The sequence below is a fragment of the Actinoplanes subglobosus genome (assembly GCF_042650585.1).
GTDB lineage: Bacteria > Actinomycetota > Actinomycetes > Mycobacteriales > Micromonosporaceae > Actinoplanes > Actinoplanes subglobosus.
In genome coordinates this window covers 393,784-416,749 of the sequence record NZ_JBHSBL010000028.1, presented here as the reverse complement: position 1 = coordinate 416,749, position 22,966 = coordinate 393,784, and the positions used below count along the sequence as shown (strand labels likewise).

Annotated in this window: 25 protein-coding genes; 10 read left to right on the top strand and 15 right to left on the bottom strand. The window is 71.4% G+C overall.

The annotated features are described in order from the left end of the window. Positions 1-129: 129 nt before the first annotated feature. Genes ACFO0C_RS42275 through kdd form a run of 6 tightly spaced genes read right to left on the bottom strand, consistent with a single transcriptional unit; the run spans position 130 to position 6,542 of the window. On the bottom strand, positions 130-1,338 hold the full coding sequence (locus ACFO0C_RS42275) for a glutamate mutase L (protein ID WP_378072478.1): 1,209 nt from the start codon (positions 1,336-1,338) through the stop codon (positions 130-132). Beyond that, the gene (gene kal / locus ACFO0C_RS42270; RefSeq protein ID WP_378072477.1) at positions 1,335-1,700 is read right to left on the bottom strand and encodes a 3-aminobutyryl-CoA ammonia lyase; all 366 of its coding nucleotides are present in this window, start codon (positions 1,698-1,700) and stop codon (positions 1,335-1,337) included. The genes ACFO0C_RS42275 and kal overlap by 4 nt, the downstream gene beginning before the upstream one ends. Beyond that, entirely contained in the window at positions 1,697-2,431 is a 735-nt protein-coding gene (gene kamE, locus ACFO0C_RS42265; protein ID WP_378072476.1) for a lysine 5,6-aminomutase subunit beta, read from the bottom strand. The genes kal and kamE overlap by 4 nt, the downstream gene beginning before the upstream one ends. After that, positions 2,428-3,966 (bottom strand): lysine 5,6-aminomutase subunit alpha, encoded by a 1,539-nt coding sequence (gene kamD, locus ACFO0C_RS42260; RefSeq protein ID WP_378072475.1) that lies wholly within the window; start codon positions 3,964-3,966, stop codon positions 2,428-2,430. The genes kamE and kamD overlap by 4 nt, the downstream gene beginning before the upstream one ends. 15 nt (positions 3,967-3,981) lie before the next feature. Further along, positions 3,982-5,520: an amidohydrolase gene (locus ACFO0C_RS42255; RefSeq protein ID WP_378072474.1), complete on the bottom strand. Its 1,539-nt coding sequence runs from the start codon at positions 5,518-5,520 to the stop codon at positions 3,982-3,984. 5 nt (positions 5,521-5,525) lie between these two features. Beyond that, positions 5,526-6,542: an L-erythro-3,5-diaminohexanoate dehydrogenase gene (gene kdd, locus ACFO0C_RS42250; RefSeq protein ID WP_378072473.1), complete on the bottom strand. Its 1,017-nt coding sequence runs from the start codon at positions 6,540-6,542 to the stop codon at positions 5,526-5,528. Positions 6,543-6,674: 132 nt separating this feature from the next. On the opposite strand from kdd, the gene ACFO0C_RS42245 reads away from it, so the two are divergent. Then, a complete protein-coding gene (locus ACFO0C_RS42245) occupies positions 6,675-8,036 on the top strand; it encodes a KamA family radical SAM protein (protein ID WP_378072472.1) in 1,362 nt (453 codons plus the stop codon). Positions 8,037-8,094: 58 nt separating this feature from the next. Here ACFO0C_RS42245 and ACFO0C_RS42240 read toward each other — a convergent pair whose 3' ends face one another. Continuing rightward, positions 8,095-8,286: a CsbD family protein gene (locus ACFO0C_RS42240; RefSeq protein ID WP_378072471.1), complete on the bottom strand. Its 192-nt coding sequence runs from the start codon at positions 8,284-8,286 to the stop codon at positions 8,095-8,097. Between the two features lie 131 nt (positions 8,287-8,417). On the opposite strand from ACFO0C_RS42240, the gene ACFO0C_RS42235 reads away from it, so the two are divergent. Continuing rightward, a complete protein-coding gene (locus tag ACFO0C_RS42235) occupies positions 8,418-9,125 on the top strand; it encodes a class I SAM-dependent methyltransferase (RefSeq protein WP_378072470.1) in 708 nt (235 codons plus the stop codon). A gap of 219 nt (positions 9,126-9,344) precedes the next feature. Here ACFO0C_RS42235 and ACFO0C_RS42230 read toward each other — a convergent pair whose 3' ends face one another. After that, positions 9,345-9,773: a winged helix-turn-helix transcriptional regulator gene (locus ACFO0C_RS42230; RefSeq protein WP_378072469.1), complete on the bottom strand. Its 429-nt coding sequence runs from the start codon at positions 9,771-9,773 to the stop codon at positions 9,345-9,347. 77 nt (positions 9,774-9,850) lie between these two features. Here ACFO0C_RS42230 and ACFO0C_RS42225 point away from each other — a divergent pair, with 77 nt between their 5' ends. Together ACFO0C_RS42225 and ACFO0C_RS42220 are read left to right on the top strand one after the other, a co-directional pair. Continuing rightward, the gene (locus tag ACFO0C_RS42225; RefSeq protein WP_378072468.1) at positions 9,851-10,714 is read left to right on the top strand and encodes an aldo/keto reductase family oxidoreductase; all 864 of its coding nucleotides are present in this window, start codon (positions 9,851-9,853) and stop codon (positions 10,712-10,714) included. 224 nt (positions 10,715-10,938) lie between these two features. Beyond that, on the top strand, positions 10,939-11,829 hold the full coding sequence (locus tag ACFO0C_RS42220; RefSeq protein WP_378072467.1) for an NAD(P)/FAD-dependent oxidoreductase: 891 nt from the start codon (positions 10,939-10,941) through the stop codon (positions 11,827-11,829). Positions 11,830-11,871: 42 nt separating this feature from the next. On the opposite strand, the gene ACFO0C_RS42215 is transcribed toward ACFO0C_RS42220, so the two are convergent. After that, the gene (locus tag ACFO0C_RS42215) at positions 11,872-12,438 is read right to left on the bottom strand and encodes a maleylpyruvate isomerase N-terminal domain-containing protein (RefSeq protein ID WP_378072641.1); all 567 of its coding nucleotides are present in this window, start codon (positions 12,436-12,438) and stop codon (positions 11,872-11,874) included. A gap of 28 nt (positions 12,439-12,466) precedes the next feature. On the opposite strand from ACFO0C_RS42215, the gene ACFO0C_RS42210 reads away from it, so the two are divergent. Both ACFO0C_RS42210 and ACFO0C_RS42205 read left to right on the top strand, forming a co-directional pair. Further along, positions 12,467-13,051 (top strand): TetR/AcrR family transcriptional regulator, encoded by a 585-nt coding sequence (locus tag ACFO0C_RS42210; protein ID WP_378072466.1) that lies wholly within the window; start codon positions 12,467-12,469, stop codon positions 13,049-13,051. A gap of 4 nt (positions 13,052-13,055) precedes the next feature. Continuing rightward, on the top strand, positions 13,056-14,261 hold the full coding sequence (locus ACFO0C_RS42205; RefSeq protein ID WP_378072465.1) for a pyridoxal phosphate-dependent aminotransferase: 1,206 nt from the start codon (positions 13,056-13,058) through the stop codon (positions 14,259-14,261). Here ACFO0C_RS42205 and ACFO0C_RS42200 read toward each other — a convergent pair whose 3' ends face one another. Further along, positions 14,262-14,432, bottom strand: coding sequence for a hypothetical protein (locus tag ACFO0C_RS42200; RefSeq protein ID WP_378072464.1), 171 nt, complete (start codon positions 14,430-14,432; stop codon positions 14,262-14,264). Positions 14,433-14,531: 99 nt separating this feature from the next. Between ACFO0C_RS42200 and ACFO0C_RS42195 the strand changes: the two genes are divergently transcribed. Beyond that, on the top strand, positions 14,532-14,771 hold the full coding sequence (locus tag ACFO0C_RS42195) for a hypothetical protein (RefSeq protein ID WP_378072463.1): 240 nt from the start codon (positions 14,532-14,534) through the stop codon (positions 14,769-14,771). Positions 14,772-14,889: 118 nt separating this feature from the next. Next, on the top strand, positions 14,890-15,492 hold the full coding sequence (locus ACFO0C_RS42190) for a DUF1963 domain-containing protein (RefSeq protein ID WP_378072462.1): 603 nt from the start codon (positions 14,890-14,892) through the stop codon (positions 15,490-15,492). 1 nt (position 15,493) lies between these two features. On the opposite strand, the gene ACFO0C_RS42185 is transcribed toward ACFO0C_RS42190, so the two are convergent. The 5 genes from ACFO0C_RS42185 to ACFO0C_RS42165 all read right to left on the bottom strand — a co-directional run bounded on the left by ACFO0C_RS42185 (position 15,494) and on the right by ACFO0C_RS42165 (position 19,794). Further along, a complete protein-coding gene (locus tag ACFO0C_RS42185; protein WP_378072461.1) occupies positions 15,494-16,474 on the bottom strand; it encodes a phosphotransferase family protein in 981 nt (326 codons plus the stop codon). Between the two features lie 240 nt (positions 16,475-16,714). Further along, the gene (locus ACFO0C_RS42180) at positions 16,715-17,161 is read right to left on the bottom strand and encodes an Lrp/AsnC family transcriptional regulator (protein WP_378072460.1); all 447 of its coding nucleotides are present in this window, start codon (positions 17,159-17,161) and stop codon (positions 16,715-16,717) included. A 26-nt stretch (positions 17,162-17,187) separates the two neighbouring features. Continuing rightward, positions 17,188-18,327 carry an acyl-CoA dehydrogenase family protein gene (locus ACFO0C_RS42175; protein ID WP_378072459.1) on the bottom strand — a complete coding sequence of 380 codons (1,140 nt, stop codon included), beginning with the start codon at positions 18,325-18,327 and terminating at the stop codon, positions 17,188-17,190. A gap of 19 nt (positions 18,328-18,346) precedes the next feature. Then, the gene (locus tag ACFO0C_RS42170; RefSeq protein WP_378072458.1) at positions 18,347-19,003 is read right to left on the bottom strand and encodes a response regulator; all 657 of its coding nucleotides are present in this window, start codon (positions 19,001-19,003) and stop codon (positions 18,347-18,349) included. Further along, positions 19,000-19,794 (bottom strand): sensor histidine kinase, encoded by a 795-nt coding sequence (locus ACFO0C_RS42165; RefSeq protein WP_378072457.1) that lies wholly within the window; start codon positions 19,792-19,794, stop codon positions 19,000-19,002. Before ACFO0C_RS42165 ends, ACFO0C_RS42170 begins: the two co-directional genes overlap by 4 nt. Positions 19,795-19,934: 140 nt before the next feature. On the opposite strand from ACFO0C_RS42165, the gene ACFO0C_RS42160 reads away from it, so the two are divergent. Continuing rightward, entirely contained in the window at positions 19,935-20,624 is a 690-nt protein-coding gene (locus ACFO0C_RS42160; protein ID WP_378072456.1) for an ABC transporter ATP-binding protein, read from the top strand. Beyond that, entirely contained in the window at positions 20,621-22,951 is a 2,331-nt protein-coding gene (locus ACFO0C_RS42155) for an ABC transporter permease (RefSeq protein WP_378072455.1), read from the top strand. Before ACFO0C_RS42160 ends, ACFO0C_RS42155 begins: the two co-directional genes overlap by 4 nt. Positions 22,952-22,966 lie beyond the last annotated feature (15 nt).

Here is a 22,966-nt window from a genome sequence, read left to right as displayed (position 1 = left end):
GCGGGGACTGCGGCCAGTGGACGACGAAACGTGGAACAGGACCTGAAGACGGTACGTCCCGCCCCCGCCCGGTTGTCAACCGGGCGGCCCGTGTCGCGGCGTGTCTCATTCATCGGCGTGTCACCCGGATCACCGGATCGAGTTACCCAGCAGCCGGCTGACGACCTCCGGATGATCGGCCGCCAGCAGGCCCGCCGCGGCCAGTATGTACTGCTCATCGACCAGGGAGCGGGCCCGTTCGGGTGGTGCCCAGCCGCCTCCGAAGTCGGCGAGGACCGCCTTGAGGACGTCGTCGCCACCACCGTGGCGCAAGACCCCGCCCGAACCTATGACGAGACGTACGTCACGTAGCCCGAGACGGCCGCGGGCGTGGCGGCGCATCGCGATCACCGCGGCCGTCGCGGCGAGCTGCCGGTCGCCGGTGGGGACGGGCAGTTTCTCGGCCACCGCGGCGGTACGGGTGCCTCCGGCGCCGACGGCCACACCGAGGTCGCCCTCGACGGTGCGGGAGCGCCACAGGGTGCCGGCGACGTCACGGCGCGGGCCGGTCTCGGCCTCGGCGTCGGGGACCAGTGCCGAGTAGACGTCGGTGGTGGCCCCGCCGACGTCGACGACGAGGATGCCGTAGCCGGTGAGGTCGGCCAGCGCCTCCACGCCGGCCAGCACGGCGTCGGGGGTGGCGGCACGCACCAGCCGGGCGAACCGGCGGCCCTTGGACAGCCGTTTGCCGCCGATGACGTGCCGCAGGAACACGTCACGGATCGCGGACCGGGCCGGCAGTGGGTCGAGGACGCCGATGCGCGGCAACACGTTCGCGGTAGCGGTGACGGGGACACCGCGTCCGGTCAGAATCGTGTGCGCCTCGTCCCGTACCTCCAGATTTCCGGCAAGGACCACCGGAAGCCGGATGCGGGCCGCGGCGAGTCGTCTCGCATTGTGGAGAAGGGTTTCGGCGTCGCCGCCGTCGGTGCCGCCGGCCAGCAGCAGCACGTCCGGGCGGGCGGCGCGCAGCCGGGTGAGGTCCGGGCCGGTCATCGGGCCGGCGGCGACGTGCACGACCTGAGCGCCGGCGGAGAGGCCGACGCGGTGGCCGGCCTCGGCGGTGACCAGCTGCTCGTAGCCGATGACGGCCAGGCGCAGGCCGCCGCCGGCCGAGGAGCAGACATAGAGCTCGTCGCCGCCGCCCACGGCGGCCACGGCGGCGTCCAGGCCTTCCAGGACGTCCGACGAGGAGGTGGTCGGCACCTCGGCGCGGTGGACCAGTTCCGCGCCGTTCAGATCGATCTTGGCGGCTTTGGTGTACGTGGACCCGACGTCGACGCAGACGGCGGTCGTCACGGCTTCGGTGGCACCACGACCGTGCCGACCGCGGTGGTGGCCACGATCGGTTCGTCCAGGGCCGCCGCACCCGATCCCGACGTGCCGCGGCAGACCACCCGCACCTCGAAGGAGATCTTCCGGGAGCGCGTGCCCATCTTGGTGACCGTGCCGACGATCTCCAGCACGTCCCCGGCCCGGACCGGCGCCTTGAACTGCACGTCGTCGTAGGAGGCGAACAGCCCCTCGTCGCCGTCGAGCTGGATGCAGATCTCGGTGGCCACGTCACCGAAGAGGCCGAGCGAGTAGGCGCCGTCGACGAGATTTCCGGCGTAGTGGGCGTGGGCGTAGGGAACGTAGCGACGGTGGGTCACGGTGATCATTTGCTGCCTCCGGCGAGGGCGTGGACGAGATAGGAGGCCACCTCACGCGGGGTGGTGCCGCGGCTGAAGATCCGGTCGACGCCCAGCTCCGGCGCCATCAGCTCGTCGAAGCGGGGGCCGCCGACGATCAGCAGCGGCCGTCTCCCGGCGGGCAGCGCCTCCCGGAACGCCGCCGACATGGCCCGGGTGTTCTGCAGGTGCGCGTCGCGCTGGGTGACCACCTGGGAGACCAGCACGGCGTCGGCCTTGCGCTCACGGGCGGTCTCCACCAGGTCCGGCACCGACACCTGGGCGCCCATGTTGGTGACCGAAAGCTCGGAGTAGTACTCCAGGCCCTTCTCGCCGGCGATGCCCTTGAGGTTGAGGATCGCGTCGATGCCGACGGTGTGCGCGTCGGTGCCGATGCACGCGCCGACCACGTTGAGCCGCCTGCGCAGCCGGCGCTTGATCGTGGCGTTCACCTCCTTGGCGCTCAGTAGCGGGAAGTCACGCTCGACGACCTGCACCTTGTCGGTGTCGACGAGGTGGGTGACCTTGCCGTAGACGACGAAGAAGGTGAAGCCGTCGCCCATCTGCTTGGCGTGCACGAGCATCGCCGGGTCCATGCCCATCCTGTTCGCCAGCTGCAGGGCGGCGCCCTCGGCCCGTTTGTCGTGCGGGATGGGGAGGGTGAAGGAGAGCTGCACCATGCCGTCGCCGGTGGTGTCGCCATAGGGGCGGACGATGCTCATGCGAGGCCCTCCGAGACCGGGTTGTAGTAGTCCTCGTCCTGCGCAGAGACGCCGTCGAGGCCCTTGCCCCGGTCGGCGGGGCGCTTCATGATCCCGAAGGTGCCGTCGGCGATCGCGGTGAGCATGCCGTCGTCGACGATCTTCTCCAGCAGGTCGATGGCCTCGCTCAGGACCTGGTTGGCGCGGCCGCGGATGAACGGGCCGGGGGTGAAGTCCTCGTGCAGGTTGCCGGCGCCGTTGAGCACGTATCGGACATTCTGCAGCGCGATGTCGCGATCCGAGAGCCACGGGGTGACGACTGCCTCGGTCATCATGCCGACCAGCAGGATGCCCTGGCCGGTCAGCGCGCCGGCCAGGTTGAAGAAACCGTCGAGCAGGTTGCCGCGGAAGACGTCGCCGGTCATGTGCTTGGTCGGCGGCATCCACTTGAGCGGGGCGTCCGGGAAGAGTTCGCGGGCGAGCAGGGCGTGCGCCAGCTCCAGCCGAAACGAGTCCGGCAAGTCCGGATTTATCTCAAATGCGTGGCCGAGGCCGAGCTGCCAGTCCTCCAGTCCGGCCTCATGGGCGAAGTACTCGTTCATGAGCTGGGAGACCGTCACCGTGTGCGCCGCGTCGACGGCGTCGGCGGTGGTGAGGTAGTTGTCCTCGCCGGTGTTGATGATGATCCCGGCGCGCGCGTGGATCTGCCGGGAGAACCGCTGGTCGACGAAGGTGCGGATCGGGTTGATGTCGCGGAACAGGATCCCGTACATCGAGTCGTTCAGCATCATGTCGAGGCGCTGCAGCCCGGCCAGCGTCGCGATCTCCGGCATGCACAGCCCGGACGCGTAGTTGGTGAGCCGCACATAGCGGCCCACCTCCTTCGACGTCTCGTCCAGCGCCGCCCGCATCAGCCGGAAATTCTCCTGCGTGGCGTAGGTGCCGGCGAACCCCTCCCGGGTCGCCCCCTCCGGCACGTAGTCCAGCAGCGACTGGCCGGTCGACCGGATCACCGCGATCACGTCCGCACCGGCCCGCGCCGCCGCCTGCGCCTGCGGGATGTCCTCGTAGATGTCCCCGGTCGCGACGATCAGGTAGATCCACGGCCGCTGTTTCGGGTCACCGAACCGCTTGATCAGCCGGTCCCGCTCGGCCCGCCGCCGGTCGATGGTCCGCAGACCGGCCGCGGTGGCCCGCTTGGCCCGCTGCCGGGCCTTGGCGGGACGGGACGGCATGGTGAACCGGATCGACCCCGCCGCCGCCTTCTGCGCCAGGACCGTCACGTCCTCCACACCGGCCGTCTCCATCGCGTGGAACACCGGGACAGCCACCCCGTGACCGAGCCCGACGTCCGCACGCACCGCGTCGACCAGCCGGTTCACCCACGGGATGCCGTCCGGGTCGGCGCCGGTCACCCCGGCCAGCCGCAGCACCGCACGCTCCACCGACACGGTGGTGTGCGACCGCGCCAGGTCGACCACCGGCTGCCCGGCCCGGGCCGCGAGCGCCCTTGCCCGCGCCACCACGGCAGCATCCAGATCCAGCTTCCCGGCCAAAAGAAACGCCTCCTGTTACCTCTCGAAAATCGTGTCGCCGTGCAGCACCGTGCGCAGGCAGACCGGCCGCTCCGGCTCGGCACCGTCGGAGTCGGCCAGCAGCACCGGCAGCCCGCCCTCCACACCGGCCGGGGTGTCCCAGACCGCGAACGTCGCCGACGCGCCCGGCTTGAGCACACCCGCCCCGCTGATCGCGGCCGCCCGCCAGCCACCGGCGCTGCTCGCCGCGAACGCCGACCGCACGCTCATCCGGAACCGCGGGTTACGCGGGGCGGCGGCCGCCACGACCGTCGCCCACGGGTCCAGCGCCGTCACCGGCGAGTCCGAACCGAACGCCAGCGCCACCCCGGTCGCGTGCATCGCACCGATCGGGTTGCTGGCCAGCGCCCGCTCCACACCCAGGCGCTGTGCGTACATCCGGTCCGGGCCGCCCCACAGGGCGTCGAACACCGGCTGCACCGAGGCGATCACGCCGAACTCGACCATCCGGGCGATCATCGCCTTGTCGATCAGCTCGACGTGCTCGATCCGGTGATGTCCCTCCCGCAGCCGGTCCACGCCGACGGTCTTCGCCGCGATCGCGAAACCCTCCAGCACCGTCGCGATGGCGGCGTCACCGATCGCGTGGAAACCGCCCTGGAAACCGACCCGGATGCAGTCCAGCAGGTGCTCGGCCGCCTGCTCGGCGGTCACGAACGCCTCGCCGCAGCCGTGGTCGCCGTCGAGGTACGGCGCACGCACCGACGCCGTCCGCGATCCGAGCGCGCCGTCGGCGTACAGGTCACCGGCAGCGCCGTGGGCGCCCAGCTCCCGCGCCCGGTCCGCGCCGCCCAGCTCACCCCAGAAACCGAACACCTGCGGCAGACCCTGCCCGGACAGGGCCAGCACCGACGCGAAATCAGCCTCGCTGGAGGTGCCCGGGCCGGCGCACTCGTGCACCGCCGCGATCCCCATCGACGCCGCCCGCGACAGTGCCGTCGTCTGCGCCGCGGTCCGCTGCGCGATCGTCAGCGAACCCAGCGCGATCGCCCGGACCGCGTGGTGCGCGGCCTCCCGGACCCAGCCCGACTCGTCGTAGCCGTCCACCCCGCGCGCGGCCGGGAGCAGCGACGACGACGCCAGCGCCGAATGCACCGACGCCTGCGACAGATACACCCGGCGGCCCGCCGCGGCCCGGTCCAGCTCGGCCGCGGTCGGCGGCGTCTGGTCGGTCCAGGTCGACTCGTCCCAGCCGTGCCCGTGCACCACCCCGTCGGCCGGGCGGGTCGCCGCGAACGCCGCGACCCTCTCCAGCAGCTCCCCCGGCGACCGCACCGCCGACAGATCCAGCCCGTCGAACGCCAGGCCGGTGTCGGTGGCGTGCAGGTGCGCGTCCACGAACGCCGGCGTGACCAGGGCGCCGCCCAGGTCGACGGTCACGTCGGCGGACGGGGCGTCGGCGGAGTCACCCAGCCAGGCGATGGTGTCGCCGCTGGTGACCATGGCGGTGGCGCGGGGTTCCGCGGCCGAGTAGAAGCGGCCGTTGACGTAGCGGACCGAGGGAGTGTTCGTCATGCCGGTCAGTCTGCCGCCAGACGCGCCTCGAACAGCGCCCGCACCGCGGGAACCTGGCGCAGCAGATCGACGGCGAACTCGGCGTGACCAGGCACGTATCCGTTGCCGATGACCATCGTCACGTCGGCGGCCAGCCCTTCGGCACCGAGCGCGGCCGCCGGGAAGCTGGTCGCCATCGAGAAGAAGACGACGGTGCCCCCGTTCGCGGTCGCCAGGATCGCGCCGTGCTCGCAACCGGGCACGTCGACGCAGACCACCGTGACGTCGGCGGGCTCCCCCACGGCCTCCGCGACAGCGACCGGGTCGCGGGCGTCGGCGATCGCGACCTCATCCGCCAATCCGGCTTCGATCAGCGCGTCCCGCTCTCTTTCATTGACAACCACCGCCTGGGTACGGGCACCCGCACGCCTGGCCGCAGCAAGAGTGAGCGACCCGCTCTTGCCCGCACCGCCGAGCACGACGACCTTCACCCCTGCCGGATATTTCCTGACAATGCGGTCGGTCAGCGCCGGCGCCCCACAGACGTCGTAGACGGCCAGCGCCAGCTCCGGCGGCAGGTCGTCGGGCAGCACGCCCACGATCGAGCGTCCGAACAGGATCGCCGTGCCCTCGGCCGGCACCTGCTCGCCGAGCCCGTCCCACCCGGCCAGTCCGTCGGTGATCAGCAGCGGGGTGAGCGTCAGCGACACCAGGGTGGCCACCCGGTCCCCCGGCTTGACCGGCAGCGGCGACTCCGGCCCGACCTCCTCGACCACCCCGATCAGCATCCCGCCGGACCCGGTGACCGAATTGTGCATCTTGCCGCGCGTCCGCACGATCTCGAGCACCTCGGCACGGATCGCGTCGCCGTTGTTCGCATGCTTCTCGGCCAGCTGCCGATAACTGGCGGCGTCGAGGTTGAGCCGCTGCACCCGGATCCGGGTCTCATCGGGCCCGATCTCCGGCGACGCGTCCAGCCTCCAGGCGGCCTGCGGCAGCACGCCGACCGGTTCCACTACCCGCCGCAACCCCACCATGCTCATGCTCCTCACGATCTCCACGCGTTAAAAACACTCTCACAGAGCTGCCTTCACCGTAAATCCTGCGTATACATGGTTACTAGACCGGAGGATCTCCGGTACCTTGATCCGAATCCAACGAGGGAGGATCTTCCGGTGGCGGACGACCTGGCAGGCCAGCCGTACGAGTACCAGCGGCGCGAGCTGATCGAGCCGGACTGGACCCGGTTCCCCGGCTGGCGCGACGTGACGGCCCAGCAGTGGCAGTCGGCGCAATGGCAGCGGGTCAACTGCGTCAAGAACATCAAGCAGCTGCGTACGGTCCTCGGCGACCTGGTCGACGAGAGCTTCTACGCCGACCTCGAAGCCGACCAGCAGCGGATGGCGACGATGTCGATGCTGATCCCGCCGCAGATGATCAACACGATGGTCCCCGGCCGGGTCCCGGACACCGCGTCGTTCTACGCCGACCCGGTCCGTAACTACATGATCCCGGTCGCCAGCGACCGCCGGCAGGACTGGCCGTCACACCCGCACGCGGCCCGCGACTCCCTGCACGAGCACGACATGTGGGTCGCCGAGGGCCTCACCCACCGCTACCCGACGAAGGTGCTGGCCGAGCTGCTCTCCACCTGCCCGCAGTACTGCGGGCACTGCACCCGGATGGACCTCGTCGGCAACAGCACCCCGGCCGTCGCCAAGCTCAAACTCCTGCAGAAGCCGGTCGACCGGTACGAGGCACATCTCGCCTACCTCAAGGCCCAGCCCGGGGTGCGTGACGTGGTCGTCTCCGGCGGGGACGTCGCCAACGTGCCGTGGAAGCAGCTCGAGGCGTACCTCATGGGATTGTTGTCGGTCCCGACCGTCCGTGACATCCGCCTCGCCACCAAGGCCCTGATGGGTCTGCCCCAGCACTGGCTGCAGGACGACGTCGTCGAGGGCATGCACCGGGTCGCCGTCACCGCCGAGCGGCGCGGCGTCAACCTGGCCGTGCACACCCACGTCAACCACGTCAACTCGCTGACGCCGCTGGTGGCGAAGGCCGTCCGCACCCTCCTCGAAGTCGGGGTCCGCGACGTCCGCAACCAGGGCGTGCTGATGCGCGGGGTCAACGCCACCACCGGTGACCTGCTCGACCTGTGCTTCGCGCTGCAGGGCGAGACGGGCATCCTGCCGTACTACTTCTACATGTGCGACATGATCCCCAACGCCGAGCACTGGCGGGTGCCGGTCTGGCACGCCCAGCAGCTCCAGCACGATCTGATGGGCTACCTGCCCGGGTACGCCACCCCGCGGATCGTGTGTGACGTGCCGTTCGTCGGCAAGCGGTGGGTGCACATGGTCGCCGAGTACGACCGGGAGCACGGCATCTCGTACTGGACCAAGAACTACCGCACGTCCATCGAGGCGAACGACAGCGAGGCGCTCTCCAAGCTGTACGCCTACTACGACCCGATCGACACGCTGCCGGAGACCGGCCAGGACTGGTGGCGCAAGCAGCAGCAGAACGCGGAATGACCTGAGGGGGAGGCGCCCGGCGCCTCCCCCTCACACATTGCCGTAGGTCGTTCCCGACCTACTTAAAAGCGTCGCGGACGTCGCGGCCGGCGTCCTTGACGTGCTCGCCCGCCTGCTTGGCGTGGGCGGCAGTCTCCTGCGCCTGACCCTCGGCGTAGAGGCGCTCGTTGTCGGTCGCCTCGCCGATGCCCTTCTTCGCCTTGCCGGTCAGTTCCTCGGCCTTGTTCTTGACCTTGTCGGCGATGCTCATATGTCCACGCTCCTAGGTCCGTATCGTCGCTGAACGCCTACAGTGGTGCCCGGTCCGTAATGCTTTGAAACACTTTGTGCCGTAGGCCACCTGTCGAGTGTCCTAGGACAATGTCAGTTATGATCTTCGTCGTGAATTCCCCATCCGGCGGCACTCACACCCCCTATCCCGACGAAGCCCTCGACTGGCTGCTGCCCGCCGGCAGCCCGCGGGTCCTCGACCTCGGAGCCGGAACCGGACGGCTCACCCGCCGCCTGCACGAACGCGGCCTCGACGTGACCGCCGTCGACCCGTCCGCCGCGATGCTCGCCGCCTTACGCCGCACCCTCCCCGGCGTGACCACCCACCAGGGCGTCCCCGAACACCTGCCGCTGCCCGACGGCTGCGTCGACACCGTGTTGGTGGCCGGCGGCTGGCAGTGGGACGACCCCGGCCGGGCCTGGGCCGAGATCGCCCGCGTCCTCTCCCCCGGCGGCCGCCTCGGACTGATCCGCACCGTCCGCGACGAACGCACCGACTGGGTGTCCCGCCTCGGCGAGATCCTCGGCGGCGCACCCCACCCCGAACCCCACATGGGCCCGCCGTTCAGCCGGGCCGAGCGGGCGTCGTTCCCCTGGGAGCAGCGGCTCACACCGGGCGACCTGATCAGCCTGGTCGGTTCGCGAAGCCACATGATCCTGCTGCCGGCCGACGAACGCGCCGCCGTCCTCGCCCAGGTCCGCCAGCTGATCGCCACCCACCCCGCGCTGCTCGGCCGCGACCGCTACACCCTGCCCTACGTCACCGCCTGCACCCGCGCCGACGCCGCTGCGCCCCTCGCCGGTACGCCGCTCGCCTGAGCCCGCCGCTTCCGCGGCGCGTTCTCCCCGCGGCGTCCGCGGGACTGCCGCTGCCGCACCGCGTTCTCCCCGCGGCGTCCGCGGGACTGCCGCTGCCGCACCGCGTTCTCCCCGCGGCGTCCGCGGGACTGCCGCTGCCGCGCCGCGTTCTCCCCGCGGCGCTCATGGACCCGCCGCTGCCGCGGCGCGTTCTCCCGCGGCGTCCGCGGGCCCGCCGCTCTACCGCAGCGTGTCGACGACCTGGTCGTAGGCTCGGCGGTGGCCCAGGACCTCGTCCATGTTCGTCTCGGCCCACGCCTTCAGGCCGCGCATCATCTCGTGCAGGGACATGCCGAGGAGAGTCAGTTCGTAGTGGACCATGACCGGCACCGTCGGTGTCACGGTCCTGGTGACCAGGCCGTCGCGTTCCAGAGCGCGCAGTGTCTGGGTCAGCATCTTCTCGCTCACCCCGGCCAGCAGGCGCAGCAACTCCGAGTAACGCATCGGTCGCGGGCCGCCGGCACAGTCGGGGCCGCTGCCCAGTGCGGACAGGATCAAGGCGACCCATTTGTCGGAGATCGCGTCGAGCAATCGCCGGCTCGGGCAGGCCGCGATGAACGCGTCGTACTCCGCCTTCGCCGCCGCCCTCTTCTGCGCCGCCGTCGCCATCCACGCACCTCCGAGTGCCTGACGCACCTGAAAGTGCGTACTTCCCGATAGGAAGTTACTCCCCGATAGTTACGCGCATGGTTTCCACATCACTTCCCGGCGGCACCTGGACGCTGGGGGATCTCACCGTCACCCGATTCGGCTATGGGGCGATGCAACTCGCCGGGCCCGGCGTGATGGGGCCGCCCGCCGACCGGGAAGGCGCGCTCGCCGTGCTCCGTGAGGCCGTCGACCTCGGGATCACCCACATCGACACCGCCGACGCGTACGGGCCGCACGTCACCAACCGGCTCATCCGGGAGGCGCTTCGTCCGTACCCCCAAGATCTTCATGTCGTGACCAAGGTCGGCGCGAACCGTGATGAAAAGGGTGGCTGGCCGCCCTCCCGGGATCCGGCGAGCCTGCGCCGGGCCGTCCGCGACAACCTGGAGAATCTCGGCCTCGACGTGCTCGACCTGGTCAATCTGCGGCTCGGCGACGCAGGAGGACCACGGCCCGAGCCGGTCGCCGAAGCCTTCGGGGCACTCGCCGACCTGCAACAGGAAGGGCTGATCCGGCACCTCGGGGTGAGCAACGCGACCGTCGCGCAGGTCGCCGAGGCCCGGACGATCGCGCCGGTCGTGTGCGTGCAGAACATGTACAACCTCGCCCACCGCCACGACGACGACCTGATCGACAAGCTCGCCGCCGACGGCATCGCCTACGTGCCGTTCTTCCCGCTCGGCGGGTTCAGCCCGCTGCAGTCGGCGGCGCTGTCGTCGGTGGCCGCGCGGCTGGACGCCACACCGATGTCGGTGGCACTCGCCTGGCTCCTGCAACGCTCGCCGAACATCCTGCTGATCCCCGGCACCTCGTCGGTCGCCCACCTCCGGGAGAACGTGGCCGGCGCGGGCCTCGCCCTCTCCCCCGAGGACATCGACGAACTGTCGGCGATCGGCTGACTCACAGCGCTGTACACGCGCAGGTGATCCGCGAGGTCGCCGTCGAGGTACGACAGGTAGCCGGCCTGGTGCGAGTCGCTCCACACGCGTGCTTCGCGGTGACCCACTCACGCGGGCGTTTCCCGGTCACGCCGCCACCCACGGACGAGCGACGGAGTCCGGTGCGCGTCGCATCGTGGGAGTCGGGCGCATCGTGGGAGCCGGTCGCGGGTTAGGGTCGCGGCGTGGACGTCGTCGTGGTGGGTGCGGGAATCGCCGGGCTCGCGTGTGCACGGGCCCTCGTCGACGGGGGCGCCCGGGTGCGGGTCGTCGAGCGGGGGCGGGTCGTTGGTGGGCGGCTGGCCAGCAAGCGCTACGACGGGCGGTACGTGGACATCGGCGCCGCCTATCTCGTCGCCGACGAGCCGGAGTTCGTCGCGCAGGTCGCGTCCTGGGAGGCGCGCGGTCTGGCCCGGCCGTGGATCGACACGTTCCGGGTGTTTCCGGGTGGCGAGGACGCGGCCGGGCCGGTGCGATGGGCCGCCGGTGGTGGGCTGCGCTCGCTGGCCGCCGACCTGGCCGACGGGCTGGACGTGCGGCTGTCGACGGCCCTCGACGCGGTGCCCGGGGGCTCCGACGCGGTCGTGCTCGCCATGCCCGGGCCGCAGGCGCTGCGTCTCGGGCCGCCGCCGGGTGTCGCCGCCGCGGCCGAGGCGCAGACCTGGCGGCCGGTGATCGCCGCGGTCCTCACCTATCCGTCACGGGAGTGGGGCGACCTGCGGGGCGCCTTCGTCAACGACCATCCCCTCCTCGCCGGCGTCTGTGACGACGGGGATCGTCGCGGTGACGGCGCGGCCGTGCTGGTGGCGCACTCGACGGGTGCGCTCGCCGCCCGGCACCTGGACGATCCGGAAGCCGCCGGGCCGGTCCTCGCCGGGGCCGTCGGTGAGCTGCTCGGACTCACGGCGCAGCCCGGGGTGCGGGTGCACCGGTGGACGTATGCGCAGCCGGAGGCCGGCGACGCGGCCTACGCCGTCGACGGGCGGGTCTGGCTGTGCGGGGACGCTTTCGGACGGCCCCGGGTGCAGACCGCCTGGCTGTCCGGCCGCGCGGTGGCCCAGGCGATCCTGAGCTGAGCGGGCGGCCGGTTCCAGGTCGGGCGGGAGCGCTCGGGCGGGTCAGGCCAGGGCGGCCTTCAGTTTCCAGTCGGTCTGGCGGGGGCGGGTGGGGAGGGCCAGGCGGCCGGTGCACCACAGGAGTGCGTCCACCGGGTCGCCGGGTGGGGCGTCCGGGAACAGGCGGGACAGGACGCGGGTGCACAGGGTGGGCGGGGGTGTCCAGCCGAGGTCGAGGCCCTGGGCGATGTCCCACGTGTGCACCAGAGTCTCGTTGACACCCAGGGCCGCGAAACCGGACGGGTCGGTCGGGCCCCAGTGCCAGGCACGGGCGTCGGGGCCGGCGGCACGCAGGGCCAGCGACAGGAGATCGGCGCAGGCCGCGACGATCTTCAGCACCACCGATGGCCGGGCTTCCGGCTGGACCAGCAGGTCGAGGGGCAGGTAGCCGCCGTCGGCACGGGCCGCCAGCTGGGTGGCGTAGGCGGTCAGGTCGTGGGCCACGTGCGCCGCCGTCTCGCGGCAGTCCCAGTCGAGCGGGCCCGCCCGTACCGTCCAGTCGCGGTCCTGCACCGGCGTGAGAACCCGCAGCATCTCCGCGACGGCCGCGTCGAGGTCATCCGCATTCAACGATTCCACGTGCTTCATCATGGACGGCATGCCCAAGAAGGTGGACCAGCGGGAGCGCCGCACCCTGATCGCCGACGCGCTGATGCGGGTCGCCGCCGACCGGGGGCTCGAAGCGGTCAGCCTGCGGCATGTGGCCGCCGAGGCCGGGGTGTCGACCGGGATGGTGCAGCACTGGTTCGGCACCAAGGACGAGATGATGGCGTTCGCGATGGAGGTGGTGCGGGAGCGCAACCAGGCCCGGGTCACCGAGGCGGTCGCCGCGCTGGGTGCCGATCCGGCGCCACGGGACCTGCTGCGGACCATCATCGCGACGCTGCTGCCGCTGGACGAGGAGAGCCGGGCGGACGGGCGGGTGGCGCTGGCGTTCCTGGCGTACACGGCGGTGCGGCCCACGGCGTCGGCGGTGCTGCGGGAGGAGACGGCGCAGATGGCCGGGTTCTTCGGGAGCTTGGTGCCCGTACCCGAAAGGGGTCTTGATCTTCTTGCTCTGATGGAGGGTCTCGGGGTCTATCTTCTCGGCGGGCAGTTCACGCCGGACCAGGCCCGTGCGGTGCTGGACGCACAACTCGACCTGCTATTCAGGACGCAGCACGATCATCGAGTGGGAGAGTGATCCGGTGAAGCAGGCGCAACGGCTCAAGGCGGTCCGGTACGACATTCGCGGGCCGGTGCTGCGCCGCGCACAGCAGATGGAGGACGCCGGGCACCAGATCATCAAGCTGAACATCGGCAATCCGGCGCCGTGGGGTCTCGCCACCCCCGAGCCGATCATGGCCGATGTGGTGCACAACCTCGGGTCGGCGACGGGTTACAGCGACGCCCGTGGGATCTACTCGGCGCGGGTGGCGGTCGCCCACAAGTATCAGATCCAGGGTGCCACCGACGTGCAGCCCGAGGACGTGATGCTCGGCAACGGCGTCTCCGAGCTGATCGTGATGTGTCTGCAGGCGCTGCTCGACACCGGTGACGAGGTGCTGGTGCCGAGTCCCGACTACCCGCTGTGGACCGGCGCGGTGTCGCTGTGCGGCGGCCGGGCCGTGCACTACCGCTGTGACGAGGGCAACGGCTGGCAGCCCGACCTGGAGGATCTGGCGTCGCGGATCACCCCGGACACCCGGGCCATGGTGATCATCAACCCGAACAATCCGACCGGCGCCGTCTACTCGCGCGAGGTACTGGAGGGCATGCTCGACATCGCCCGCCGGCACGGGCTGCTGGTGTTCGCCGACGAGATCTACGACCAGATCATCTACGACCGGGCGGTGCACCACACAGCGGCGGCACTCGCCCCGGACGTGCCGATGATCAGCATGGGCGGGCTGTCGAAGACGCACCGCGCCGCCGGGTTCCGCTCGGGATGGCTGGCGATCACCGGTTTCGGCCCGCAGGACACCGACTACATCGAGGGCCTGCAGCTGCTGGCGAACATGCGGCTGTGCCCCAACGTGCCCGCGCAGCACGCGATCCAGACCGCGCTCGGCGGGTACCAGAGCATCAATGCCCTGGTCACGCCGGGTGGCCGGCTCTACGAACAGCGCGAGCACGCGTGGCGGATGCTCACCGAGATCCCCGGTGTGGAGTGTTTCAAGCCGGAAGGTGCGCTCTACCTCTTCGCGCGGCTCGACCCGGCCGTCCACAAGATCCACGACGACGAGCGGCTGATCATCGACCTGCTGGAGTCGAAGCAGCTGCTGCTGTCGCACGGCACCGGCTTCAACATCGACACGCCGGACCATCTGCGGGTGGTCTTCCTCGCGCCGGTGGACATCCTCGACGACGCGATCGGGCGGCTGCGGAGCTTCCTCGCCACCTACCGGCAGTGATCACGCCGGCTCCCGGACACCGCCCTCGTCCCCGTCGTCCGGCATCGGCTCGACGGGGGCCGGCGGCAGCTCCTCCGGTGCGTCCGGAAGCAGCTCGCCCGGGTCGTCCGGGATCGGCTCCCGCGGGTCGATCGGCGGGTAGTCGTCGGGGTTCAGATCCGGCTGGCTCATGATCCCATTGTCGGTCACCGCGGCCGATGTCGCTCGGGCGTTCGGCCCCTGGCGTCCCGTTCCCGGATGGACCGGCCGGCTCTCGGCTACATTCTGCCGGTGAGCACATGGGAAGAGGAGTTCTCCCCGTCGGCCGCCACGCAGCGTGTGCTGGCCTGGGCGCTGCGGATGGGCGCGGCGACGCTGGGCGAGGCCTACGACATGCTCGATCACTTCGAGGAGAGCAACGATGTGCCCGAGGTGCTCGGCGAGGACGACACGATCGAGGAGGTCCGGGAGGACATCGAGTTCGGCCTCGACACGACCGGGCCGGACACCGAGCTGACGTCCCTGCTGTAAATCGGTTGGCCACCCTCTCCGGACGGGCCCCGTTTCGACCACGGGTCACCGTGCGCACAGGCCAGAGCCCGGCCACATCCGGGCGTCTGGCCCGCGGTCTTTCTCGTATCCTCCGCGTGTGGTGACCTTGATGACGTACGCCGGGGCGGCCGCTGCCGACGCCCCGGGGACGCGGACCGGTGGTGTCCCGCTCGTTCCCGCCGGGTTCGAGTGGCCGGTCTGTGCCGAGTGTGACGGGCCGATGCAGTTCCTGGCTCAGGTCGATCTCGGTGGCGGCCTGTTCTCCGTCTTCATGTGCCAGAACGATCCCGGCATGTGCGACGAGTGGGATGCGACGGCGGGAGGCAACCGGGCGTTCGTCTTCGGTGCCGGCGCGGTGCACGCCGCCACCCCGCCAGGCGACGGGGTCACGATGCTGGAGGAGGTCTGCGCTGTCGCCTTCGCGCCGGTCGACGCCGGCGGTTATCGCGAGGCGACGGAGAGCTGGAGCCGGCTCACCGGACGGCCCGCGCGGGAGGTTCTCGGCCACACCGGGACGGCTGCGCAGTGGCTGCAGAACGACGAGACACCGGAGTGCGGCGGGTGCGGGCGGCCGATGACGTTCGTGGTCCAGCTCGACGAGGGGCACGACCATCGCACGGCGATCAACTTCGGCAACGGGTACGGGTACGGCTTCCGCTGCGAGCCGTGCGGGGAGGCGGCGTTCCTGTGGCAGTGCTGAGTCAGCCGTCGAGGCGGGTGAGGGCCTCGGCCAGGCGGGCGTGCACCCAGGCGTGATGGTCGGCTCCCGGCAGTTTCCGGTAGTCGATCTCGACGGCCATGATCAGGGTCAGGTAGAGGCCGTACAGGCGACGGCGCACGCGCTCCGCACGGGTCAGGGGCGGGTGGCCGTACCCCCTGGTGAAAGGTTGTGAATCGCCGAAGGCGGGAAGCTCGAGGCCGGTGAAGCCGGCCTCGATCAGCGGGTCGCCCCAGAAGGCCCGCTCGTGGTCGATGATCGCGACGATCCGGCCGTCGCGGACCATGGCGTTGTTGTCCCACAGGTCCCATTCGACCAGGCGCGGCTCGGTGACGTCGTCCAAGCAGGCGGCGTTGTCGCTGATCAGCGTGCGGATGGCGGAGTAAGGGCGGCCGAGCCCGACCGCGCGGCGCTCACCGTCGGCCAGCACGCTGTCGATCATGGCGGTGAACGCGGCCCGCCAGGTGGGGACGCCGGGGCCGGTCAGCGGGCCGAAGGCGGTGCCCCGGACGGCGTTGAGACGGGCCGTCACCGCGCCGAGCTGCTCCTGGTAGGCGTCGCTCTCGGCCGCGGTCAGGCGGTCGCGGAGCATGCCCAGGTTGTCGCCGGCAATGAACGGCATCACGAACCAGTCGGCGTCGCACAGGTTGCGGCTCGTGTCGGCGTGGTCGACCGCCGGAACCGGCACGTCGGTGTGCTCGCGTATCAGCCGCAGCGCCGCCAGCTCGGTGGCCATCGCGCCGCGCTCGTAGGTCATCACCTCGACGGCCGGGGGCGGCGCGATCTTCAGGACCACCTCGGCGCCGTCGCGCAGCCGGATCCGGTAGGCGACGTTGAACCAGCCGTGGCCCAGCTCGGTGCACCAGTCGCCGGCCGGATCGGGCGCACGGTCCACGCCGTACGCCCGCACGATCATGGCGTGCAGCGTCGCGGGATCCTGCCGGTTCTTGGTCAGGCTCTCCACTTTTGCTCCATAGTAGAGGTACGGCTTCGGGCGTGACGGCAGGTTCCGGGACGGTAGGCGGCGCGGGTCAGGCTGACCCTGCCCACCCCATCCCGACCGCCGCAACCGCGGCGGGGCCCACGAGTTTCCAGCCCGGCGCCCTCGCGACACCGGGTTCCCGCCCCCACCCACACCCGTGACACCACGTAACCGACCAGCACCTCGACTGAGGGACCCTCGAGATCTCTGAGACGCTCTCCATCAGGAGGCGATGCGCGGGGGGCGATTCTCGTACGGCGTGGACAGCACCACCGTGGTCCGGGTCGTGACGTTCGCCGCGGTGCGGATGTCCTGCAGAAGGCGCTCCAGGTCGGCGGGGCTCTTCACCCGGACCAGGAGCATGTAGAAGTCCTCACCGGCCACCGAGTAACAGGAGTCGATCTCGGCGAGGTGGGCCAGCCGCTCCGGGGCGTCGTCGGGCTGCGACGGGTCGAACGGCCGGATCGCCACGAACGCGGTCAACGGCAGGTCCAAGGCCTCGTACGACACCTTCGCCGTGTAGCCGTTGATGACGCCGCGCTGCTCGAGCCGGCGGACACGCTGGTGAACGGCGGAGACACTGAGGCCCACCCGCTCGGCCAAGTCGGTATACGACAACCGGCCGTCCGCGGTCAGGGCCGACACGATCGCCCGGTCGATCTCTTCCACGGCGCCACACTACCGACCTCGGTGGCTCACCCCGTCATCGACCGGGCGATCACCAGCCTCTGGATCTGGTTGGTGCCCTCGACGATCTGCAGCACCTTCGCCTCGCGGAACCACCGCTCCACCGGGTGGTCCGAGACGTATCCGGCGCCGCCGAGCACCTGGACCGCGTCGGTGGTCACCTTCATCGCCATGTCGGTGGCGAACAGTTTCGCCTTCGCCGCCTCGATCGAGAAGGGCCGGCCGGCGTCCTTGAGGCGGGCCGCGTTCAGCAGCAGCGCCCGGGCCGCGGACACCTGGGTGGCCATGTCGGCGAGCATGAACCCGATCCCCTGGAACGATGCGATCGGCTTGCCGAACTGCTCCCGCTCCTTCGCATAGGCGGTCGCGTAGTCGACGGCGGCCTGGGCGAGGCCGACCGCGCACGCGGCGATGCCGAGACGGCCCGAGTCGAGAGCCCGCATGGCGATCGTGAAGCCCTTGTTCTCCTCGCCGACCAGACGGTCGCGCGGGATGCGGGCGTCCTCGAGGACGACCTGGGCGGGCGCCGACGAGCGCAGACCCATCAACTTCTCGGTCGCCTGCGGCATCAGCCCGGGCGTGTCGGCGTCGGCCAGCAGGCAGGAGATGCCCTTGGGACCCGGCCCACCCGTACGGCAGAAGATGTTGTAGAAGTCGGCCTGTCCGGCGTGGGTGATCCACGCTTTGGTGCCGGTGACCAGGAAGTCCTCGCCGTCGGGTACGGCGCGGGTGGTCAGCCCGGCGGCGTCGCTGCCCCCGTGCGGCTCGGAGAGCGCGTAGGCCCCGAGGAGTTCGCCGCCGATCATGTCGGGCAGCATGGCCCGCTGCTTGCCGGTGCCGAACTCGGCGACCGGGAAACACGACAGGGTGTGCACGCTGACCGCCTCGGCGATGCCCAGCCAGGAACCCGCAAGGATCTCCAGGACCTGCACATACACCTCGTACGGCTGGGCGGCGCCACCGAACTCCTCGGCGTAGGGCAGGCCGAGCAGCCCGGAACGGCCGAGCGTGCGCAGGATCTCGCGGGGGAACTCGCCGCGCGCCTCGAAATCGTCGACCCTGCCGGCCAGCTCGCGGGTGGCGAGCTCGGTGGTCAGGTCGAGCAGGTCGTGCGCTTCAGGGGTGGGAAGCAGTCGATCCACGGTCATGCCAGCAGCTTAACGGTCGTTAACCGGATGGGGTAACCAAGCCGGTCTCGTACGCCAGCACCACCGCCTGCGCCCGGTCCCGCAGATCCAGCTTCGAGAAGATGCGGGCCACGTGAGTCTTCACGGTCGCCTCGCTCAGCGTCAACGACTCGGCCAGCTCGGTGTTGGACAGGCCCCGCCCGAGCAGGGTCAGCACCTCCAGCTCGCGCGGAGTGAGAGCGGCCAGGTCACGGTGCACGGCCGGGGGCTCGCCCGCTCCGGCGAACCGCTGCACCAGCCGCCGGGTGATCGACGGGGCGAGCAGCGCGTCACCGGTACCGACCAGCCGGACCGCGGCGGCCAGGTGGTCGGCGGTCACGTCCTTGAGCAGGAAGCCGCTCGCGCCCGCGGCCAGCGCGGCGTAGACGTACCGGTCCAGGTCGAAGGTGGTCAGCATCAGGATCCGGCAGGCCGGGGCACGCGCCAGGATGCGCCGGGCCGCCTCGATGCCGTCCATCCCCGGCATCCGGACGTCCATCAGGATCACGTCGGGACGCAGCCGGCGCTCGGCCTCGACAGCGGCGGCACCGTCACCGGCCTCCCCCACCACGTCGATGCCGCGGGCCGACAGGATCAGCCGGAAGCCGGTACGGATCAGCTCCTGATCGTCGACGATCAGCACGCGCGGACCGGTCATGACCGGTCCAGGGGCAGTCGCGCCCGCACCCGGTAGCCGCCGCCCAGCCGGCGGCGGGCGTCGAGGTCCCCGCCGTAGACGGCGACCCGCTCCCGCAGACCGGCCAGGCCACGCCCGGCGCCGTCACCGGCTGCCGCGGCCGGGGCCGGGTCACCGGTCAGCACACTCGGGCCGGTGGTCAGCACCTCCACCCGCAACGCCGTCTCCGCCCAGCGGATCGTCACCTCGGCCTTACCTCCGGATCCGTGTTTGAGGGCGTTGGTCAGAGCCTCCTGCACGATGCGGTAGGCCGTGACGTCGATGCCGGTCGGCAGCGGCCGTGGCGCACCGGAGACGCGGACCTCGACGGGCAGTCCGGCGAACGCGATCCGGTCGACGAGCGGGCTCAGCCGGGCCAGGGTGGGCTGAGGTGCGAGCTCCGGGTCCTCGCCGGACGGGTCGGGCGCCAGCAGTCCGAGCAGGTGCCGCAGCTCGGTCATGGTGTCGCGTCCCGCGCGCTCGACCGCGGCGAGCGCCGCACCGGCCTCGGCCGGCATCGTGGCCAGCACCTCCCGGGCCGCGCCGGCCTGCACGATCATGACGCTGACGTTGTGGCTGACGATGTCGTGCAGTTCGCGGGCAATCCGGGCCCGCTCCTGGTCCACGGCGGCCCGGGCGGCGGCCGCCCGTTCGCGTTCCAGCAGCCAGCCGCGCTCCCCCAGGGCCCGCTCGTGCCGCAGCCGGGCCCGGCGCAACAGGACCGCCAGGGTCACCGCGACCACACCGGTCACCGCGAGCACCACCGTCACCACGCCGAACACCTTGGCACGTCCGGGCGCCGGACCGCATCAACCCGTGGGCGGGCGCCGTACATCCCGGGGATGAGACCGGCCGCCGATTGCATCCGGCGGCCGATGCGGTGGCCGTACGCCGATCCGTAGCGTCCGGTGGCATGACGACGGAGACGGTGGTCCGCCTCGATGAGGTACGCAAGGAGTACGGCGAGACGGCCGCGCTGGACGGGGTGTCGCTGACGATCCGCCGGGGTGAGGCGGTCGCCGTGATGGGCCCGTCCGGCTGCGGCAAGTCCACCCTGCTCAACATGATCGCCGGCCTGGACCGGCCGACGTCCGGGGAGGTGACGGTGCACGGCGAGCGGCTCGACGCGATGAACGAGACGCGACTGGCCCTGTTCCGCCGCCACCACCTGGGCATGATCTTCCAGTTCTTCAACCTGCTCGACGACCTGTCCGCACTGGACAACGTGGCCCTGGCCGCCCAGCTGACCGGCTCGTCGGCGTCCGCCGCCCGGCGCCGGGCCCTGGAGCTCTTCGACGAGCTGGGCATCGCCGGCCGGCGTGACGTCTATCCGGCCGCGCTCTCCGGTGGCGAGCGGCAGCGGGTCGCGGTGGCCCGCGCGCTGATGAACCGGCCGGCGCTGCTGCTGGCCGACGAACCGACCGGCGCCCTCGACAGCCGGGCCGGCGAGCAGGTGATGGACCTGCTGATCGACCTCAACCAGATCGGGCAGACACTGCTGATCGTCACCCACGACGAACGGCTCGCGCACCGCTGCGCCAGCCGCCTCATCGAGCTGGCCGACGGCCGGATCGCCGCCGAGTCCGCACTGGACCGGGTGTGAGCGCCGTCTGGGCGGCCGCGCGGGCCGCGATCCGCCGGCGGCGGCTGCAGACGTTCGTGATCGCGCTGGTGGCGCTGCTGTGCACGGCCACCGTCGTGGTGTCGCTGGCGCTGCTGGACGCCACGTCGGCGCCGTTCGACCGGATCTTCGGGAAGCAGCGCGGGGCGCACGCCGTGGCGTCGTTCGACCGGGCGCTGGTCAGTGACGCCCAGCTGGCGGCGGCGACCACCGGGGTGCAGGCCTCGGCGGGACCGTTCGGGCAGGCGGTTCTCGAACCCGCGGGCGGATCCGGTCCGCTGCTGGAGGGACCGCTGACCGTGGTCGGACGGTCCGGGCCGGACGGCGATGTGGACCGCCTCGATCTCTGGCGGGGCCGGTGGGCGACCGCTCCGGGCGAGATCGTGCTCGCCTGGGAGCCCGAGCCGGGCGGGATGTTCGAGATGGGGCCGCTCGCCTGGCTCACCTCGATCACCTCCACCGGCGGGCAGACGTTCCGCATCGTCGGCTGGGCGCACAGCGTGAGCGCGTCGGCGGACGGATGGGTGACGCCCGGGCAGGTGTCGGCGATGCGGCCGGCAGCGACGCAGATGCTCTACCGGTTCTCCGGTGACGTGTCGAGCCGTGAGGCGGTGACGCAGCGGCTGGCCGGGGCGACCACGGGGCTCCCCGGCCAGGCGCTGATCGCCGCCCAGCCCTACCAGACGGTCAAGGAGAAGGCGGGCGAGACCGCCGGCGTCTACCTGCCGTTCCTCGGCACGTTCGGCGTGCTCGGCCTGCTCGTGGCGATCATCATCGTGGGCAACGTGATCAGCGGAGCGGTGGTCTCCGGGTTCCGGCACATCGGTGTGCTCAAGTCGCTGGGCTTCACCCCGCGTCAGGTGGCCGCCGTATACCTGACCATGGTCACGATGCCGGCCGCGGCGGGGGCCGTCCTGGGCACAGGGCTCGGCGCCGCCGGGGCCGGGCCGCTGCTCGCCGACACGTTCCGGGGGCTGGGCTACGGGGAGGACACCGCGGTACGGCCGTGGGTCTGGCTGGCCGGGCTGCTCGGCGTGCCCGCCCTGGTCCTGCTGGCCGCGCTGCTACCGGCGTCCCGGGCCGGGCGCCTGTCGGCCGCCGAGGCGATCAGCGCGGGCAGCGCCCCACGGCGTGGCCGTGGCCTGCAGGTCCAGCGCGCCTTGAGTGGCATGCGGCTGCCCCGGCCGGTCAGCCTCGGGCTGGGCCTGCCGTTCGCCCGGCCGGCCCGTACCGCCCTGACCATGGCGTCGCTGCTGCTCGGAGTGACCACGGTGACGTTCGCGACCGGGTTGTCCGACTCGGTGCTGCGGGTCTCCGCGCTCGGCTCGGAGACCGGCGGGGACGTCGGCGTCCGGCCCCGGAATCCCGACTTCGGGCAGGCCCCGAGCACCCGGACCGACCAGGAGATCGAGGCGCTGCTCCGCAGCCTTCCCGGCACGGCGATGATCGGTGTCTCGGTCGGCCGCAGCTATGCGTCGCCCGGCCAGAGCAAGCCGATCCGGGTCGACTTCGTCCGCGGCGACGTCGCCGCCATGGGCCACGAGCGGCAGTTGCTCGAAGGCCGCTGGATGGCCGGGCCGGACGAGGTGGTCGCACCGGCCGAGATGCTCACCAAACGCGGGCTGGAGCTCGGCGACACCCTGACTCTCGAACGTGACGGCGCCCGGCTGCCCGTGACGATCGTCGGGGTGACGCTGATGGGGCTGCCCGGGTCCGGCGACGACGCCCTGTTCGCGACCTGGCGCGACGTGCCGGGCGCGATCCCGAACGATTACTACTACCAGGTGGAACTGGCCGAGGGTACCGATCTCCCCGGGTACATGGCGGCGATCGTGGCGGCTGATCCCGGGCTGGATCCCTGGGACAACAGCGGCGGTGACGAGCTGACGCCGATCGTGGCCGGGTTCTCCACCGTGCTGGCGGTGCTGCTGGCCACCGTCGCGGCGCTGGGCGTGCTCAACACGGTCGCCCTCAACGTCCAGGACCGCCGGCGCGACCTGGGCATGCTCAAGTCGATCGGGATGACCCCGCGCCAGGTGATCTCGATGCTGGTCACGTCGATGGCGGCGCTCGGGGTGATCGGCGGGCTGCTCGGGATCCCGTTCGGGATGGCCGCGCACCGGCTGGTGATCCCGCTCGCCGCGGACGCCGCGAAGGTCACCCTGCCCGACTACGTGATGCACGTGTGGGACCCCGCGACGCTGGTCCTGATGGTGGTCAGCGGGGTACTGATCGCGGTGCTGGGCGCGCTGCTGCCGGCCCGGTCGGCGGCCCGGCTCAGCATCGCCCGGGTGCTGCACAACGAGTGACGTCACCGGCCGGCG

What these genes read in the sequence shown, in the direction of transcription:
- kal (WP_378072477.1), bottom strand. Translation starts at nt 1,700, where the DNA reads ATGATCACCGTGACCCACCGTCGCTACGTTCCCTACGCCCACGCCCAC.
- kamE (WP_378072476.1), bottom strand. Translation starts at nt 2,431, where the DNA reads ATGAGCATCGTCCGCCCCTATGGCGACACCACCGGCGACGGCATGGTG.
- ACFO0C_RS42255 (WP_378072474.1), bottom strand. Translation starts at nt 5,520, where the DNA reads ATGACGAACACTCCCTCGGTCCGCTACGTCAACGGCCGCTTCTACTCG.
- kdd (WP_378072473.1), bottom strand. Translation starts at nt 6,542, where the DNA reads ATGAGCATGGTGGGGTTGCGGCGGGTAGTGGAACCGGTCGGCGTGCTG.
- ACFO0C_RS42240 (WP_378072471.1), bottom strand. Translation starts at nt 8,286, where the DNA reads ATGAGCATCGCCGACAAGGTCAAGAACAAGGCCGAGGAACTGACCGGC.
- ACFO0C_RS42230 (WP_378072469.1), bottom strand. Translation starts at nt 9,773, where the DNA reads ATGGCGACGGCGGCGCAGAAGAGGGCGGCGGCGAAGGCGGAGTACGAC.
- ACFO0C_RS42225 (WP_378072468.1), top strand. Translation starts at nt 9,851, where the DNA reads ATGGTTTCCACATCACTTCCCGGCGGCACCTGGACGCTGGGGGATCTC.
- ACFO0C_RS42210 (WP_378072466.1), top strand. Translation starts at nt 12,467, where the DNA reads ATGCCCAAGAAGGTGGACCAGCGGGAGCGCCGCACCCTGATCGCCGAC.
- ACFO0C_RS42200 (WP_378072464.1), bottom strand. Translation starts at nt 14,432, where the DNA reads ATGAGCCAGCCGGATCTGAACCCCGACGACTACCCGCCGATCGACCCG.
- ACFO0C_RS42175 (WP_378072459.1), bottom strand. Translation starts at nt 18,327, where the DNA reads ATGACCGTGGATCGACTGCTTCCCACCCCTGAAGCGCACGACCTGCTC.
- ACFO0C_RS42170 (WP_378072458.1), bottom strand. Translation starts at nt 19,003, where the DNA reads ATGACCGGTCCGCGCGTGCTGATCGTCGACGATCAGGAGCTGATCCGT.
- ACFO0C_RS42160 (WP_378072456.1), top strand. Translation starts at nt 19,935, where the DNA reads ATGACGACGGAGACGGTGGTCCGCCTCGATGAGGTACGCAAGGAGTAC.